Source organism: Psychrobacillus sp. FSL K6-2365, from assembly GCF_038003165.1.
In the GTDB taxonomy this organism is placed as follows: domain Bacteria; phylum Bacillota; class Bacilli; order Bacillales_A; family Planococcaceae; genus Psychrobacillus; species Psychrobacillus psychrodurans.
This window is the reverse complement of record NZ_JBBOOO010000001.1, coordinates 3783799-3798468: the sequence shown is the minus strand read 5'-3', so window position 1 is coordinate 3798468 and position 14670 is coordinate 3783799. Positions and strand designations below refer to the sequence as shown.

At 38.7% G+C, this 14670-nt stretch carries 16 protein-coding genes, 7 tRNA genes and 1 rRNA gene; 23 read left to right on the top strand and 1 reads right to left on the bottom strand.

Translation table 11 applies throughout. The annotated features are described in order from the left end of the window. Positions 1–53: 53 nt before the first annotated feature. The gene (locus MKY29_RS19230; protein WP_093495590.1) at positions 54–680 is read right to left on the bottom strand and encodes a rhomboid family intramembrane serine protease; all 627 of its coding nucleotides are present in this window, start codon (positions 678–680) and stop codon (positions 54–56) included. A 68-nt stretch (positions 681–748) separates the two neighbouring features. On the opposite strand from MKY29_RS19230, the gene acpS reads away from it, so the two are divergent. The 23 genes from acpS to MKY29_RS19115 all read left to right on the top strand — a co-directional run bounded on the left by acpS (position 749) and on the right by MKY29_RS19115 (position 14522). Further along, entirely contained in the window at positions 749–1102 is a 354-nt protein-coding gene (acpS, locus tag MKY29_RS19225; RefSeq protein ID WP_340880570.1) for a holo-ACP synthase, read from the top strand. A gap of 58 nt (positions 1103–1160) precedes the next feature. Continuing rightward, a complete protein-coding gene (locus MKY29_RS19220; RefSeq protein WP_093495588.1) occupies positions 1161–2189 on the top strand; it encodes a LolA family protein in 1029 nt (342 codons plus the stop codon). 66 nt (positions 2190–2255) lie between these two features. Further along, positions 2256–3362, top strand: a complete 1107-nt coding sequence (gene alr, locus MKY29_RS19215; protein ID WP_340880569.1) for an alanine racemase — start codon at positions 2256–2258, stop codon at positions 3360–3362. A 133-nt stretch (positions 3363–3495) separates the two neighbouring features. Beyond that, positions 3496–3777: a transcriptional regulator gene (locus tag MKY29_RS19210; protein WP_241597902.1), complete on the top strand. Its 282-nt coding sequence runs from the start codon at positions 3496–3498 to the stop codon at positions 3775–3777. Between the two features lie 4 nt (positions 3778–3781). Then, positions 3782–4132 (top strand): type II toxin-antitoxin system PemK/MazF family toxin, encoded by a 351-nt coding sequence (locus MKY29_RS19205; RefSeq protein WP_090566493.1) that lies wholly within the window; start codon positions 3782–3784, stop codon positions 4130–4132. Between the two features lie 312 nt (positions 4133–4444). After that, positions 4445–5269, top strand: a complete 825-nt coding sequence (locus MKY29_RS19200) for an STAS domain-containing protein (protein ID WP_090566496.1) — start codon at positions 4445–4447, stop codon at positions 5267–5269. Continuing rightward, a complete protein-coding gene (locus tag MKY29_RS19195) occupies positions 5269–5631 on the top strand; it encodes an STAS domain-containing protein (protein WP_090566499.1) in 363 nt (120 codons plus the stop codon). Before MKY29_RS19200 ends, MKY29_RS19195 begins: the two co-directional genes overlap by 1 nt. 6 nt (positions 5632–5637) lie before the next feature. Next, positions 5638–6039, top strand: coding sequence for an anti-sigma regulatory factor (locus tag MKY29_RS19190; protein WP_090566502.1), 402 nt, complete (start codon positions 5638–5640; stop codon positions 6037–6039). 15 nt (positions 6040–6054) lie between these two features. Beyond that, complete coding sequence (locus MKY29_RS19185; protein WP_090566505.1) at positions 6055–7053, top strand: PP2C family protein-serine/threonine phosphatase; 999 nt, start codon at positions 6055–6057, stop codon at positions 7051–7053. A 67-nt stretch (positions 7054–7120) separates the two neighbouring features. After that, positions 7121–7468 carry an anti-sigma factor antagonist gene (locus tag MKY29_RS19180; protein WP_241597901.1) on the top strand — a complete coding sequence of 116 codons (348 nt, stop codon included), beginning with the start codon at positions 7121–7123 and terminating at the stop codon, positions 7466–7468. After that, positions 7455–7925 (top strand): anti-sigma B factor RsbW, encoded by a 471-nt coding sequence (rsbW, locus tag MKY29_RS19175; protein ID WP_090566512.1) that lies wholly within the window; start codon positions 7455–7457, stop codon positions 7923–7925. The genes MKY29_RS19180 and rsbW overlap by 14 nt, the downstream gene beginning before the upstream one ends. Then, positions 7903–8688, top strand: coding sequence for an RNA polymerase sigma factor SigB (sigB, locus tag MKY29_RS19170; protein ID WP_093495584.1), 786 nt, complete (start codon positions 7903–7905; stop codon positions 8686–8688). The genes rsbW and sigB overlap by 23 nt, the downstream gene beginning before the upstream one ends. Beyond that, positions 8685–9281, top strand: a complete 597-nt coding sequence (locus tag MKY29_RS19165) for a PP2C family serine/threonine-protein phosphatase (protein ID WP_093495583.1) — start codon at positions 8685–8687, stop codon at positions 9279–9281. Before sigB ends, MKY29_RS19165 begins: the two co-directional genes overlap by 4 nt. 85 nt (positions 9282–9366) lie before the next feature. Beyond that, positions 9367–11532: a Tex family protein gene (locus MKY29_RS19160; RefSeq protein ID WP_340880567.1), complete on the top strand. Its 2166-nt coding sequence runs from the start codon at positions 9367–9369 to the stop codon at positions 11530–11532. Between the two features lie 63 nt (positions 11533–11595). Beyond that, complete coding sequence (locus MKY29_RS19155; RefSeq protein WP_241597899.1) at positions 11596–12066, top strand: SprT family protein; 471 nt, start codon at positions 11596–11598, stop codon at positions 12064–12066. An 80-nt stretch (positions 12067–12146) separates the two neighbouring features. Continuing rightward, a tRNA-Asn gene (locus tag MKY29_RS19150) sits at positions 12147–12221 on the top strand. Between the two features lie 4 nt (positions 12222–12225). Continuing rightward, a tRNA-Glu gene (locus MKY29_RS19145) sits at positions 12226–12297 on the top strand. Between the two features lie 28 nt (positions 12298–12325). Beyond that, positions 12326–12401: transfer RNA gene (locus tag MKY29_RS19140), tRNA-Asp, on the top strand. A gap of 3 nt (positions 12402–12404) precedes the next feature. After that, a tRNA-Gln gene (locus MKY29_RS19135) sits at positions 12405–12479 on the top strand. Between the two features lie 5 nt (positions 12480–12484). Beyond that, positions 12485–12557, top strand: a tRNA-Lys gene (locus tag MKY29_RS19130). 64 nt (positions 12558–12621) lie between these two features. After that, positions 12622–12708, top strand: a tRNA-Leu gene (locus tag MKY29_RS19125). A gap of 28 nt (positions 12709–12736) precedes the next feature. Beyond that, a tRNA-Gly gene (locus tag MKY29_RS19120) sits at positions 12737–12810 on the top strand. Between the two features lie 157 nt (positions 12811–12967). Further along, positions 12968–14522 (top strand): 16S ribosomal RNA (locus MKY29_RS19115). Positions 14523–14670: the final 148 nt, after the last annotated feature.

The window sequence follows — 14670 nt, the reverse complement described above, 5'->3', positions numbered from 1 at the left end:
ATCATGTGATTTTAATGTCATTTAATTGACATTTACTGAAAGCTTTTCTTCACTTATACAGATTTAAGCTTACGTTGTCGTTTCTTCCAAGTAGCTATACGCTTAGGATGGAAGTATACCATTCCTAGTATAAAACCGGTTATCAACCCTGCTATATGGGCAGTGACATTAATCTGTGGTTGTAAGAATGTCATAATGACCCCGATTACAATAATAGGAATAATGATTTGTTTTAGCTGTGGCATAAAATTTCTCGTATAATAAACTAAAGCTCCAAAAGCACCGAAAATACCGTAAATGGCTCCACTTGCACCAACACTAGTGTAATTCCAGTCATGTATCAGGTAGGTGGCAACATTACCGACTAATCCCGCTAACATATAAATAGTTAGGAAACGAGCTTTCCCAGCTAATTGTTCCAATTCTGGTCCAAATATGTATAAGGAGAACATATTAAATAATAAATGAGAAAAAGAAGCGTGCAAAAATATGGGAGTAAGTAAACGCCAATATTCGCCTTCACTGATTAATAAGTTAAAATGAACGCCGAAACTAAAAAGTTGTGATCCAAGTATAGGAATTAGCGTTAACAAATGAATAACTATATTTAATGCAAGTAAAGAAGAGACAACTGGATATAGTTTTATGTATTGTTTGAAATTTTCTGTTCTACTAAACATTATTTCACCTCAAGTTTTCTACTATTAGTATATCCTGTAAGGAGGATATTTGGAAAGGAGAAACATTCATGATAATTGGAATTGGATTAGATATAACTGAAATTGAAAGAATTAAATCAATTCAAGCTAAAACTCGTAAATTTGAAGAGCGTGTACTTACCAACAAAGAGAGAATTCAATTACACGAATTGTCAGAGGAGAGACAAATAGAATATTTAGCAGGAAGATTTGCAGCAAAAGAAGCATTTTCTAAAGCTCGAGGAACTGGAATAGGAAAAGAATGCAGTTTTCAAGATATTGAAATTCTTAAAGAACCTTCCGGTAAGCCAATCCTGTACTTTAAGGGAATAGAAGTTAACGGATTTGTTTCTATAACTCATACAAAAGTTTATGCGGCTGCTCAAGTAATTCTACAATCATAACCGGTCGTCCATCTACATACAATGAATGAACGCAGTGATAATAGAAAGGATGGACTGATTGAAGAGCCGAGTGGCTAAACTATTATTTTTATTTTTAACAATCTTAGTACTATCTGCATGTGGGGCCGATTCGAAAGAAGACGTTGTAAAAAAACTGAGTAACAAGTGGGTGGATTCAAAGGGGTATGAGCTCACAGCGGAGATGAGCATTTTAACTGGTGATGAACCAAGAGTGTACGGTGTGGAAGTTTGGCATACAAAGCCAGATTTTTACCGAGTAGAAGTGTCGGATACAAATGCTGAAAATACACAAATGATAATTCGTAACACAGAAGGTGTATTTGTCGTAACACCAGCACTGAACAAAACGTATAAATTCCAAAGTAAATGGCCAACTGAAAATAGCCAAGCGTATCTAATCGGATCGCTAGCAAACGACATAAAAAATGATAAAACAGCAACCTTCAAAGAAGAAGGAGACAATTATGTCTTTGAAACAAAAACTAGTAATAACCACAAAAACATGCTGCCGTATCAAAAAATTTATATCAACAAAAAGACATTACTACCAACGGATGTTTCTATCTTAAATGAAAACAAAGAAGAACAAATTCATATTACATTCGATAAAGTATCACTAGGAAAATCACATGCAGCAGCTGAGTATAAGGTTGAACAAAGCCCTACTGGTAAAGCAGAGGACACAGAAGAAACAGTAGAGGCATCAGCAGAGATTGATGATACTGAATTTGAAACGTATTATCCAATGTTAAAAGGGTGGGAACAAGTTCATAACATTGATGAAAAATTAATGGAAGTGGACGGAGAAAAGAGAGTTATTTTAACATATAGTGGAGACAAAGAATTTACAATTATTCAACATAGAAGTGTACAAGGCGATTCTTCTATCATTCCTGTATTTTCACCTGGTGACCCAGTTGACCTAGGGGTTGCAATTGGTGCCATAACAGACCAATCTCTTTCTTGGGAACAGGATGGAATGTCATTCTTTATTGCTTCATCAACTTTAACAAAAGAAGAGATGATTGAAGTTGCAGCATCAATGACTACTGGTGGTTTAAAGTGATTAGGGTTGACTACTTCATTACACTAGTAGGATAATCGGTGTAAACTGATTAAAAGAGGGAACTATATGTCGCTACAGCATTACCGACCAACGTTCATAAAAGTAAATTTACAAGCTATACAAAATAATATAAAAAGACTCCAGGAAACACTTCCGGAAAATACTGGGGTAATAGCCGTTGTTAAGGCAAATGGATACGGCCATGGAGATATTGCTGTTGCACAAGCTGCATTAAAAGCAGGAGCTAATCTTCTGGCTGTTGCCACCCCGGAAGAGGCATTGCACTTAAGGGAAGCTGGTATTCAAGCGGATATACTTTTATTAGGCACATCTCCGCTCTCTTTCTTAGAAGAGGCTTCCAAACATAACATTACACTTACAGCATATTCATATGAGTGGCTAAATGCTACTCGAGATCTCCATAGACCTTTGAAACTTCATATAAAAATTGATAGCGGTATGGGTAGAATTGGTTTTACGGAAGAAAAAGAGTTAAAGCAGGCACTTACTTTTATTCAAGAAAGAAATTGGTTACATGTTACGGGAGTTTTCACGCATTTTGCAACCGCAGATGAGCAAGACCAAACACTATTCAAACAACAAGTTTCAACATTTGAAAAGTTATTAAATATATTTGAGCAAATACCTGCCTTAGTGCACACCTCTAATAGTGCGGCGGCATTGATATATCCTGACCAACACTGGAATGCTGTGCGTTTTGGTATATCTATGTATGGGATACCACCGTCTCCTTGGGTAAAAGGAGAACTTCCATTTTTGTTAGAAAAAGCACTTACGGTACACACAGAGGTTACCCATATAAAAAAGGTTCCGAAGGGCTCAACCATTGGCTACGGGGCTTCTTATGTAGCTTTATCAGACGAGTGGATTGCAACAATTCCGATTGGTTATGCAGATGGCTTATTAAGAAAACTACATAATCAATCAGTGTTGATAAAAGGAAAGAAAATGCCAATCGTCGGGAAAATTTGTATGGATCAATGCATGATTCGTCTCGATGAAAAAGTAAAGATTGGTGAAAAAGTAGTATTAATAGGTAAGCAAGGAAATGAAGAGATTCTAATAGAAGAATGGGCTGAAGCATTGCAAACTATCCCTTATGAAGTTTGCTGTACTTTTTCTGACAGAGTTCCTAGGATATATAGCAAATAGACTTTCGACAAAATTTAAGAATATATGCATAATTTGTCTAACGATTTCTCGTAATGTCTTTTATTTCAGCTAGAGAAATGGTAAGATGAAGTATATTGTCATATAGGGAAATGTTTTGTCGGAGGTGTTTGCTGTGGTAAGTGATAAAAAGAAAAAGGAAGCTATTATTCAGCTTCCAAATCAATTGGTTAATGAAGGAGTAAAAACCGTAAAACAATCATTAACTGGCGTAGAAAGTTTCGTTCGTGTCCAAGCAAATGAATATGTAAAAAATGGTCAGGCAAATCTTATAAGAGAAGCGATGATGAAAGGCTATGTTGAGATGTCTCATATAAATCTATCCATTTGTACGGAGTGTTTACATGCAGAATACGAAGCTCAACATACGACAGAGCGACTCGTAAGTGGAGGATGAAAATTTGATCGTAAAACGTGGAGACGTTTTTTTTGCGGATTTATCACCAGTAATCGGGTCTGAGCAAGGTGGAACCAGACCCGTTTTGGTGATACAAAATGATATCGGTAATAGATTTAGTCCAACTGTCATTGTGGCAGCTATCACAGCTCAAATTCAAAAAGCTAAGTTACCAACGCATGTAGAGATAAATGCAAAAGAATACGATTTTGAACGTGACTCGGTTATTTTATTGGAACAGTTAAGAACAATTGATAAATCTCGACTCACTGATAAAATCACCCACCTAGACGTAGACGTGATGGAAGATGTTGATCATGCTTTAGGGATTAGCTTAGGTATCGTTAAATTTTAATACATAGTAAGAACACAATGTGTAACCGACAAAGACACATTGTGTTTTTTAATAGGGGAAAGTTTGTGTTAGCTTGTAAATATATAGAAGGTTTGATTAACCGTGTTTTAAAGTGAGATTTAAGTGGTGGAAGTAATTACCGATTGTATTTGCTCTACGAAGAAGAACGTTGTAATAGCAGTAAGGGATAACTGCTTTTTTTTATGTGGACAAGTATTAATGATCACGTAATTATGTATAAAAGGTGTAAAGTAAGATGAAATTCTGTACAATATAATTACTAATATTCAACAAGGAGATGTATGGGAAACAATGAATAAAAGAATTGCTTCGTATATTCACGAAAATATTGATGAAATTTTAGAAAACTGGAGAGTCAAAATGGAAGAAGAGAAGGATGATCGTTTCTTCCAAATTATGTCGGATAAAGTTGTTGATAATACTGTTCGTGAATTCGGAGAGTTGATGATTTCGAGTATAACGGAAGAAAAAGCGACATATACAGCAAAATTAAATGATTTTTCCGTTCAAATTGTACGTTATGGATGGTCTATTTCTTTTGTATTAAAGGCGCTAACCAACTTTACGGAAGTAATTTATGAAAAAATGGACGAAGCGGAGTACTTAGATGAAGGTTTCCAATCTCATAGAGAAATATTAACTAATTGGATCACGCCTTTAAACCATAGTATTGTGGATGCTTATTCTGTGGTGTGGGAAAAAACAGTGAGCTTACAAAAAATTGCTTTACAAGAACTATCTGCTTCATTAATTCCTGTTTTTGAAAAAATTTCGGTAATGCCTTTAGTTGGTACAATTGATACGGAACGAGCAAAACTAATAATGGAAAACCTGCTACAGGGAGTTGTAAAGCATCGAGCAGAAGTAGTATTACTAGATATTACAGGAGTTCCTGTAGTAGATACGATGGTTGCCCATCATATTATTCAAGCGGCTGATGCTGTGCGTTTAGTAGGAGCCAAATGTATGCTAGTTGGAATCCGTCCAGAAATTGCACAGACTATTGTCACACTAGGTATAAATTTAAATGATTTCACAACAACAAGCACTTTACAAAAAGGGATGGAACAAGCCCTAGCAATGACAAATCGTGCAATAGTAGAGGTGGATATATAATGATGTCAAGAATACCTATTTTAAAATTGAGAGATTGTTTAATTGTTTCTATCCAGTGGGAATTAGATGATCAAACTGCTCTTGCATTTCAGGAAGATTTGCTTGATAAACTTCATACAACAGCTGCAAGAGGAGTAGTACTTGATCTAACGCCGATTGACTTTATCGATTCTTTCATCGCAAAGGTACTGGGCGATGTTATAAGCATGTCTGGCCTAATGGGTGCGAAGGTAGTGATTACGGGCATTCAGCCTGCGGTAGCTATTACCCTCATTGAATTAGGCATTAGGCTAGAGAATGTAGTCACGGCACTAGACTTAGAAAATGGATTGGAAAAATTAGAACGAGAATTGGAGGACTAATCCATTATGAATTTAAGGTCTTCTGTTGATATAATAACTGAGTGGGATATCGTTGCTGCAAGGCAACTTGGAAGAAATGAAGCGAAAGACGTTGGCTTCGGTACAGTTGACCAAGCGAGAATTACAACAGCGATTAGTGAACTTGCTCGAAATATATATTTATATGCAGGTAAAGGTAAGATAGAAATTAGACAAATTACAGAAGGTAATCTTAGAGGTCTATTAGTAATTGCATCTGATAAAGGCCCAGGGATTGTAGATGTTCGTAAAGTTATGGAAGATGGCTATACAACATCAGGCGGTTTAGGTGCCGGTCTACCAGGTGTAAAGCGACTAATGGATGATTTTAAGATAGAAACTGTAATAGGGGAAGGTACTACAATTAGCGCATCTAAGTTGCTAAGATAGGAGGTAAGTTAAAGTATGCCTCAAGAGTTTAAGAGACAATACAAAGAAATTTTGGAACAATATACGCTGAGACAAACAGAACATAATTTGTATGAGGGCCAAAATATCAGTAGACAACTTATTCAAAAGAACATTTCTCCAGAAGAAGTTATAAGTATACATAAAGCTTCTTTAGAAGAGATTTTGCCTGAGCTACCTAATGATGTTTGGCATTCTTTTGATTTATTAATAGAAGTGATGATTAGATATGGACTAGCATTAAAAGAACATGAAGCGTTAATTCAAAAGCAGGAAAACTTTAGAATGGAAATGGAGCTTGCAGCCAATGTTCAGCAAACCTTGTTGAAAACAAAGGTTCCAGATATGCTTGATTTGGATATCGGAATGATCTCTGTTCCTGCAAAAGAAATGAATGGTGATTATACGCATTTTCTCCATGATGATACAACCGTAGGTATAGCTGTTGCTGATGTGATCGGAAAAGGAATTCCTGCTGCTCTATGCATGTCCATGATTAAGTATGGGATGGATAGTTTGAATGGAGCAGAAACTGAACCTACCATTGTACTAGACGTCATTAATAGAATAGTTGAGAAAAGTGTAAGTGATTCGATGTTTATATCAATGTTCTATGGGACCTATGACACTTCTAAAAGTTTATTTACATATGCATCTGCTGGACATGAACCGCCTTTATTTTATTGCGCTGAATCTAATAGCTTTTCAGAATTACAAGCAAAGGGGTTATTATTAGGGGTTATTTCCAATGTTAAATATGAACAACACTCTATTTCCTTAGAAAAAGATGATTTTATCGTTATGATGACCGACGGTGTAACTGAATGTCGTTCAAAAGATGGATTCATTGACCAAAATACCGTGATGGATATTATCGAAAGCGTAAGAGATCAGTCCGCCCAAGATATGGTGGAATATGTGTTTCATAAGCTGGAGGAATTACAGGAGTTTGAACAACGAGATGACTTTACACTCGTTATTTTCAAAAAGAAGTAATTTAAGGTTTATCAAAAGCTAGTTGGTGGTATACAGACTAAATATAGCGAAAACGGGGGAATAGTAAATGAATATTTCAGTTGAACTAAATACATTAGATGAGTTGCACATTAAAGGATTTATTGGTGGAGAGATTGATGCTTTTACAGCACCGATCCTTAGAGAGAAACTTTCAGACATAACCTTACTACAAAAAATACATGTTGAGTTGAATTTAACGGACGTTTCATATATGGATAGTACAGGGCTAGGTGTTTTTGTTGGTTTTTATAAAAGTGTAACTGCTGCAAATGGGCATTTGGAGTTAACGGGACTTTCATCTAGATTGAAACGTTTATTCGATATAACTGGTCTAGTGGAAATTATGGATATCCAGGCTACAGATAAAGAGGTGAAAATAGATGAAACCGTTTGATTATGTGGAAATCCGGGTGCCTGCGAAACCTCAGTACGTTAGCGTTGCCCGACTCACAATTTCTGGTTTGGCAAATCGCATTGGGTTTACGTATGACGATATAGAAGACTTGAAAATTGCTGCAAGTGAAGCCATTACAAATGCTGTACAGCATGCATATGCGGATAATGAGGAAGGCGAAGTGGTCATTGGCTGCGCATTATACGAGGAAAAGATGGAGATAATGGTAGCGGATCATGGGAAAAGCTTTAATTTTGAAGAAACAAAAGCAAAAGTAGGACCATACCATGAATTGGAAGAGGTATCCTTTTTAAGAGAAGGCGGTCTTGGTTTATATTTAATCGAGACGTTAATGGATGAAGTTAAAGTCCATCACCAAGAAGGTGTTACTGTATTTATGACGAAACATGTCGGAGTAGAGCAGGTGGATGAAAATGTCGAACACGTCCCTTCCTAATAAAGAATCGAAAGAGAAAATATTGGAATGGATCAAAGAATATCAAGAGACCGAAAGTGAAGAGGCTCAAACAAATTTAGTACTAAATTATACTAGGTTGGTTGAATCTATTGCTCGAAAATATTCTAATGGTAAATCGCATCATGAGGATATTGCGCAGGTAGGTATGCTTGGTCTGCTTGGAGCAATCCGAAGATATGATCCATCTTTCGGTAAAAACTTTGAAGCTTTTGCAATTCCGACAATTATCGGTGAGATTAAACGCTTTTTGAGAGATAAAACTTGGGCTATACATGTTCCAAGAAGAATAAAAGAACTAGGACCACGTATTAGAGCGGCAGTTGAAACACTAACAGTGGAATTTCAGCGCTCACCTATTATCCCAGAAATAGCTGATTTCCTTGGGGTAGAAGTGGAAGATGTACTAGAAGCTATGGAAATGGGTAAAAGTTATCAAGCACTATCTATGGATCATTCACTTGAATCGGATTCAGATGGTAGTACGATTACGCTGTTTGATGTAATTGGTAAAACAGATAGTGAGTATGAGAAAACTGATCAACGTTTACTTGTAGCTAACGCACTTAATGTTTTGTCTGAACGAGAGAAAGAAATAATTCAACTTACATATATGGAGCAGCTGAGTCAAAAAGAAACGGGAGATCGTCTCAATATATCCCAAATGCACGTATCTAGAATTCAACGCAAAGCTATAAAGAAATTACAAGAGGCCATTTTATCGTCAGGTGGAGTAGGGAAATGATAGATTTTTCAGATGACAAAGTAGACTTATTTGTATACCAAGAAGCCAAAAGTGGAAATTTAGAATCTGGAGATACTTATTATATTACAAAGACAGACGATTTTATGCTTTGTGCTATAGCAGATGGATTGGGAAATGGACCAGTAGCTAAAGAGTCTGCTGATATTATCCCAGAAATTTTAGAGCAATATAAAGACGAAACGTTAGATGAATTATTATTACGCTGCAATGATTTAATGATTCAAAAACGAGGTGCAGCAGTTGCGCTAGTAAAAATAGATTATAAAAGCCAAACTATTTCTTACAGTTGTGTAGGGAATGTGAAGTTTTATATGTACAAACGGGCTACAGATAAAATGATTTATCCTTTACCAGTAATGGGTTACTTATCCGGGAGAAAACAAAGGATTAATACGCAAACATACGCTTGTGAAAAAAATGACTTGTTTATGTTGCACTCGGATGGTGTTGTGATGAATAGTCCAAAATCAACCATTAAAGTTGCAGCGAATGCTCGATGTCTCTATGAAACAGTCTTTAAAGAAATCGAACATGGCGACGACTCTACATTTATAGTTGGAAGCTTACTCTAATATTGAGTAAGCTTTTTTGTTTGTCTTTTTCTAGATGGCGCCAGATATGGTAAAATGAGTACTATATAGAAAGGACGTGTTTGTTTTGGAAATAAAGAAGATGCTCCATCTTGTTTCAAAAGATACGGGTGTTAAGTCATCGCAAGCGGAACAGGTTATAAAATTACTAGAAGAGGGAAATACGGTTCCCTTCATTGCCCGATATAGAAAAGAACAAACAGGATCTTTAGATGAAGTTCAAATTAAAGCAGTCGAAGATCGTTATAACTACATACAACAGTTAGAACAAAGAAAAGAAGAAATCCTTCGCTTAATTGATGAGCAAGGTAAATTGACCGAAGAGTTAACAACTTCTATTAATAATGCGACAGTACTTCAGCGAGTAGAAGATTTATATCGTCCTTATAAGCAAAAACGCAGAACGAAAGCTACCATTGCAAAAGAAAAAGGTTTGGAACCTCTAGCTACTCTAATAATGACTTTCCCTAAGGAATCCGTAGCTATATTAGCAGAAGATTTTCTTAATGAAGAATTAGAAGTCTTATCTGTGGATGACGCTTTACTAGGAGCTAGGGACATTTTGGCAGAGCAATTCGCAGATGATGCCAAAATACGAGAGCAAATTCGGAATATTACCCGTACAGATGGTAAGATTGTTGCGTCTGTAAAAAAAGCAGAGCTAGACGAAAAAAACGTATTTGAGATGTATTATGAGTATGAAGAACCTGTGAAGAAGATTGTTCCTCATCGTATATTAGCGTTAAACCGAGGAGAAAAAGAGGATATATTAAAAGTAGCTCTTCAGATTCCAATGGAAAAAACAACTAATGTGATGAAAGCACAGTGGATTAAATCTTCATCTAGTGATGCAGTGGAACAGATTGAGTTGGCGGTAGAAGATTCGTATAAGCGACTAATTCAGCCTTCAGTAGAGAGAGAAATTCGAGCAGAGCTTACTGAAAAAGCAGAAACACAGGCTATTCATATTTTCTCTGAAAATCTGCGTAATTTACTATTACAACCACCATTAAAAGGAAAAGTAATTCTAGGTGTCGATCCAGCTTATCGTACAGGATGTAAGCTAGCGGTTGTAGATGATACAGGAAAACTTTTAGAGGTCTCTGCTATTTATCCACATGCCCCAAAAATGGATGTGGAAGGCTCAAGGAATAAAGTGCTTGGTTACTTAAAGAACTACCCTATTTCTTTGATTGCCATTGGAAATGGAACAGCCTCTCGTGAAACAGAGCAATTTATCGTGGATTGTTTGAAAGAAGCAGAGGGGGAAGTAGCTTATGTAATAGTGAATGAAGCAGGTGCCAGTGTGTACTCAGCTTCTGAAATTGCGCGCAACGAGTTTCCAGATCTACAAGTAGAACAACGTAGCGCAGTATCCATTGCAAGAAGACTACAGGACCCTCTGGCAGAACTAGTGAAAATAGATCCAAAAGCAGTAGGAGTAGGACAATACCAGCATGATGTTTCACAAAAGAAATTATCGGATTCCCTATCCTTTATAGTAGAAACTGCAGTTAACCAAGTAGGTGTAAATGTAAATACAGCATCTGCATCGTTATTACAATACGTTTCAGGACTTTCGAAAACAGTGGCAGAAAACGTTGTGAATATGAGAAATGAGCAGGGTAGGTTTACTTCTAGAGCGCAGCTAAAGAAAATTCCACGCCTTGGGGCCAAAACATATGAACAAGCAATTGGATTTTTACGCGTACCAGATGCGAAAAATCCATTTGATGCAACGGGCATTCACCCTGAAAGCTATAAAGGAGCAGAGCAAGTGCTAGAAATTGCCGGTCTTAAGAAGACACAGATAGGGACAAGAGAAGCAGAAGAGGCACTAAAGAAAATTTCAATAGAAACAGTAAGTAAAGAATTAGAAATAGGTGAAATCACACTAAAAGATATAGTAGATACATTAATCAAGCCAGCCCGTGATCCTCGTGAAGCATTTCCGCAGCCGATCTTGAAAAAAGATGTACTCAAATTAGAAGACTTAAAAACAGGGATGGAATTACAAGGTACCGTGAGAAATGTAGTTGATTTTGGTGCATTTGTAGATATCGGTGTAAAACAGGATGGTTTAGTCCATATTTCTAAACTTAAAAAAGGGTTTGTCAAACATCCTTTAGATGTTGTTTCACTAGGAGATATAGTGACTGTATGGGTTGAACAGTTTGATGCCAATAAAGGAAGAATTGCATTAACAATGCTTCCACCAGAACAGCAAGTGTAACTTATAGAGGTGTCCAATGAGATATGTCATTGGACAACCTCTTTTCAAATAGGGGTGATTAATATGACAGATGAAAAATTGTATGAACTTGTATGCCGTGTATCAAAAGAAGCTTTTGGGAAAGACTATAAACATCAAGCGTATTTTAATAAAAGGCTTAGAACTACTGGTGGAAGGTATATGTTGAGGTCGCATAATATAGAAGTAAATCCGTTAGTATTCGAAAAATATGGGATGGATGAATTGGTTGGCGTTATCAAACATGAGCTCTGTCATTATCATTTACATATAGAAGGAAAAGGATATCAACATCGGGATGCCGACTTTCGTGAGCTACTCAAAGCAACAAATTCACCTAGATTTTGTTCTACTCTAGTAGAGGGAAAAAGAAGGAAGGCTACAAAAAGGTATACGTATAAATGTGCAAAATGCTCCATTTTGTATAATCGAAAAATTCGTTTAAACACGAAGAAATACCGTTGTGGCAAGTGTTACGGAGATTTAGTGTTAGTTTATTTTGAGAATCTGAAATAAATTTTCGAAAAGTAGTTGACGTTTTGCAAAACCCTCTCTATAATAGAAAAAGTCGAGTAAAACAAAACGACAAAAATTATTCCGAAGTAGCTCAGTGGTAGAGCAATCGACTGTTAATCGATCGGTCGTAGGTTCGAGTCCTACCTTCGGAGCCATTATGGCCCCTTGGTCAAGCGGTTAAGACACCGCCCTTTCACGGCGGTAACACGGGTTCGAATCCCGTAGGGGTCATTACCATTTATTATTTAATATTTTCAACGGTCCCGTGGTGTAGCGGTTAACATGCCTGCCTGTCACGCAGGAGATCGCCGGTTCGATCCCGGTCGGGACCGCCATGTTGGGGTATAGCCAAGCGGTAAGGCAATGGATTTTGATTCCATCATGCCCTGGTTCGAATCCAGGTACCCCAGCCATTTTTGAGCCATTAGCTCAGTTGGTAGAGCATCTGACTTTTAATCAGAGGGTCGTAGGTTCGAATCCTACATGGCTCATCAAATTGTTATTGACATTTAAGGTGTAAGAGAGTATAATCAACCTTGTCCTATTAATTACTAAGCGGTCGTGGCGGAACGGCAGACGCGCTAGGTTGAGGGCCTAGTGGGGGATAACCCCGTGGAGGTTCAAGTCCTCTCGGCCGCACCAGTCAAATAACAGTTTAACATAATTTAATGCGGGTGTAGTTTAGTGGTAAAACCTCAGCCTTCCAAGCTGATGATGAGAGTTCGATTCTCTTCACCCGCTCCATTATTTAATACCATAGAATATTGAACATTGAAAACTGAACATGCAAAACGTTAAGACATATAGCTTATCAACTAACTTTGTTAGTTTGATAGCAAAACAATTTTGACATCATTTAATGATGATGCCAGCAAAACAAAATGAGCTTTTTAAGTTCTCTATTATGGAGAGTTTGATCCTGGCTCAGGACGAACGCTGGCGGCATGCCTAATACATGCAAGTCGAGCGAATGACGAAGAAGCTTGCTTCTTCTGATTTAGCGGCGGACGGGTGAGTAACACGTGGGCAACCTGCCCTGTAGATTGGGATAACTCCGGGAAACCGGGGCTAATACCGAATAATCCATTTCCTCACATGGGGAGATGTTAAAAGACGGCATCTCGCTGTCACTACAGGATGGGCCCGCGGCGCATTAGCTAGTTGGTGAGGTAACGGCTCACCAAGGCGACGATGCGTAGCCGACCTGAGAGGGTGATCGGCCACACTGGGACTGAGACACGGCCCAGACTCCTACGGGAGGCAGCAGTAGGGAATCTTCCACAATGGACGAAAGTCTGATGGAGCAATGCCGCGTGAGTGAAGAAGGTTTTCGGATCGTAAAACTCTGTTGTGAGGGAAGAACAAGTACGAGAGTAACTGCTCGTACCTTGACGGTACCTCATTAGAAAGCCACGGCTAACTACGTGCCAGCAGCCGCGGTAATACGTAGGTGGCAAGCGTTGTCCGGAATTATTGGGCGTAAAGCGCGCGCAGGCGGTCCTTTAAGTCTGATGTGAAATCCCACGGCTCAACCGTGGAAGGTCATTGGAAACTGGGGGACTTGAGTACAGAAGAGGAAAGCGGAATTCCAAGTGTAGCGGTGAAATGCGTAGAGATTTGGAGGAACACCAGTGGCGAAGGCGGCTTTCTGGTCTGTAACTGACGCTGAGGCGCGAAAGCGTGGGGAGCAAACAGGATTAGATACCCTGGTAGTCCACGCCGTAAACGATGAGTGCTAAGTGTTAGGGGGTTTCCGCCCCTTAGTGCTGCAGCTAACGCATTAAGCACTCCGCCTGGGGAGTACGGTCGCAAGACTGAAACTCAAAGGAATTGACGGGGGCCCGCACAAGCGGTGGAGCATGTGGTTTAATTCGAAGCAACGCGAAGAACCTTACCAGGTCTTGACATCCCGCTGACCGGCCTAGAGATAGGCTTTTCCCTTCGGGGACAGCGGTGACAGGTGGTGCATGGTTGTCGTCAGCTCGTGTCGTGAGATGTTGGGTTAAGTCCCGCAACGAGCGCAACCCTTGATCTTAGTTGCCAGCATTCAGTTGGGCACTCTAAGGTGACTGCCGGTGATAAACCGGAGGAAGGTGGGGATGACGTCAAATCATCATGCCCCTTATGACCTGGGCTACACACGTGCTACAATGGACGGTACAGAGGGTCGCAACCCCGCGAGGGTGAGCAAATCCCATAAAACCGTTCTCAGTTCGGATTGTAGGCTGCAACTCGCCTACATGAAGCCGGAATCGCTAGTAATCGTGGATCAGCATGCCACGGTGAATACGTTCCCGGGCCTTGTACACACCGCCCGTCACACCACGAGAGTTTGTAACACCCGAAGTCGGTGGGGTAACCCTTACGGGAGCCAGCCGCCGAAGGTGGGACAGATGATTGGGGTGAAGTCGTAACAAGGTAGCCGTATCGGAAGGTGCGGCTGGATCACCTCCTTTCTAAGGATAATATCGGAATACGAATCTTTATTCGTATCTTAACGTTTTGCAGTTCAGTTTTGAATGTTCATTTTTATATGAAGATTCGATACTTGTTCTTTGAAAACTGGATAAAACGACATTGAAACAATAAACAACAAGAAATTCT

Coding starts and splice junctions, on each gene's coding strand:
- MKY29_RS19230 (WP_093495590.1), bottom strand. CDS start 680: ATGTTTAGTAGAACAGAAAATTTCAAACAATACATAAAACTATATCCA.
- acpS (WP_340880570.1), top strand. CDS start 749: ATGATAATTGGAATTGGATTAGATATAACTGAAATTGAAAGAATTAAA.
- alr (WP_340880569.1), top strand. CDS start 2,256: ATGTCGCTACAGCATTACCGACCAACGTTCATAAAAGTAAATTTACAA.
- MKY29_RS19200 (WP_090566496.1), top strand. CDS start 4,445: ATGAATAAAAGAATTGCTTCGTATATTCACGAAAATATTGATGAAATT.
- MKY29_RS19195 (WP_090566499.1), top strand. CDS start 5,269: ATGATGTCAAGAATACCTATTTTAAAATTGAGAGATTGTTTAATTGTT.
- MKY29_RS19190 (WP_090566502.1), top strand. CDS start 5,638: ATGAATTTAAGGTCTTCTGTTGATATAATAACTGAGTGGGATATCGTT.
- MKY29_RS19185 (WP_090566505.1), top strand. CDS start 6,055: ATGCCTCAAGAGTTTAAGAGACAATACAAAGAAATTTTGGAACAATAT.
- MKY29_RS19180 (WP_241597901.1), top strand. CDS start 7,121: ATGAATATTTCAGTTGAACTAAATACATTAGATGAGTTGCACATTAAA.
- rsbW (WP_090566512.1), top strand. CDS start 7,455: ATGAAACCGTTTGATTATGTGGAAATCCGGGTGCCTGCGAAACCTCAG.
- sigB (WP_093495584.1), top strand. CDS start 7,903: ATGTCGAACACGTCCCTTCCTAATAAAGAATCGAAAGAGAAAATATTG.
- MKY29_RS19165 (WP_093495583.1), top strand. CDS start 8,685: ATGATAGATTTTTCAGATGACAAAGTAGACTTATTTGTATACCAAGAA.
- MKY29_RS19155 (WP_241597899.1), top strand. CDS start 11,596: ATGACAGATGAAAAATTGTATGAACTTGTATGCCGTGTATCAAAAGAA.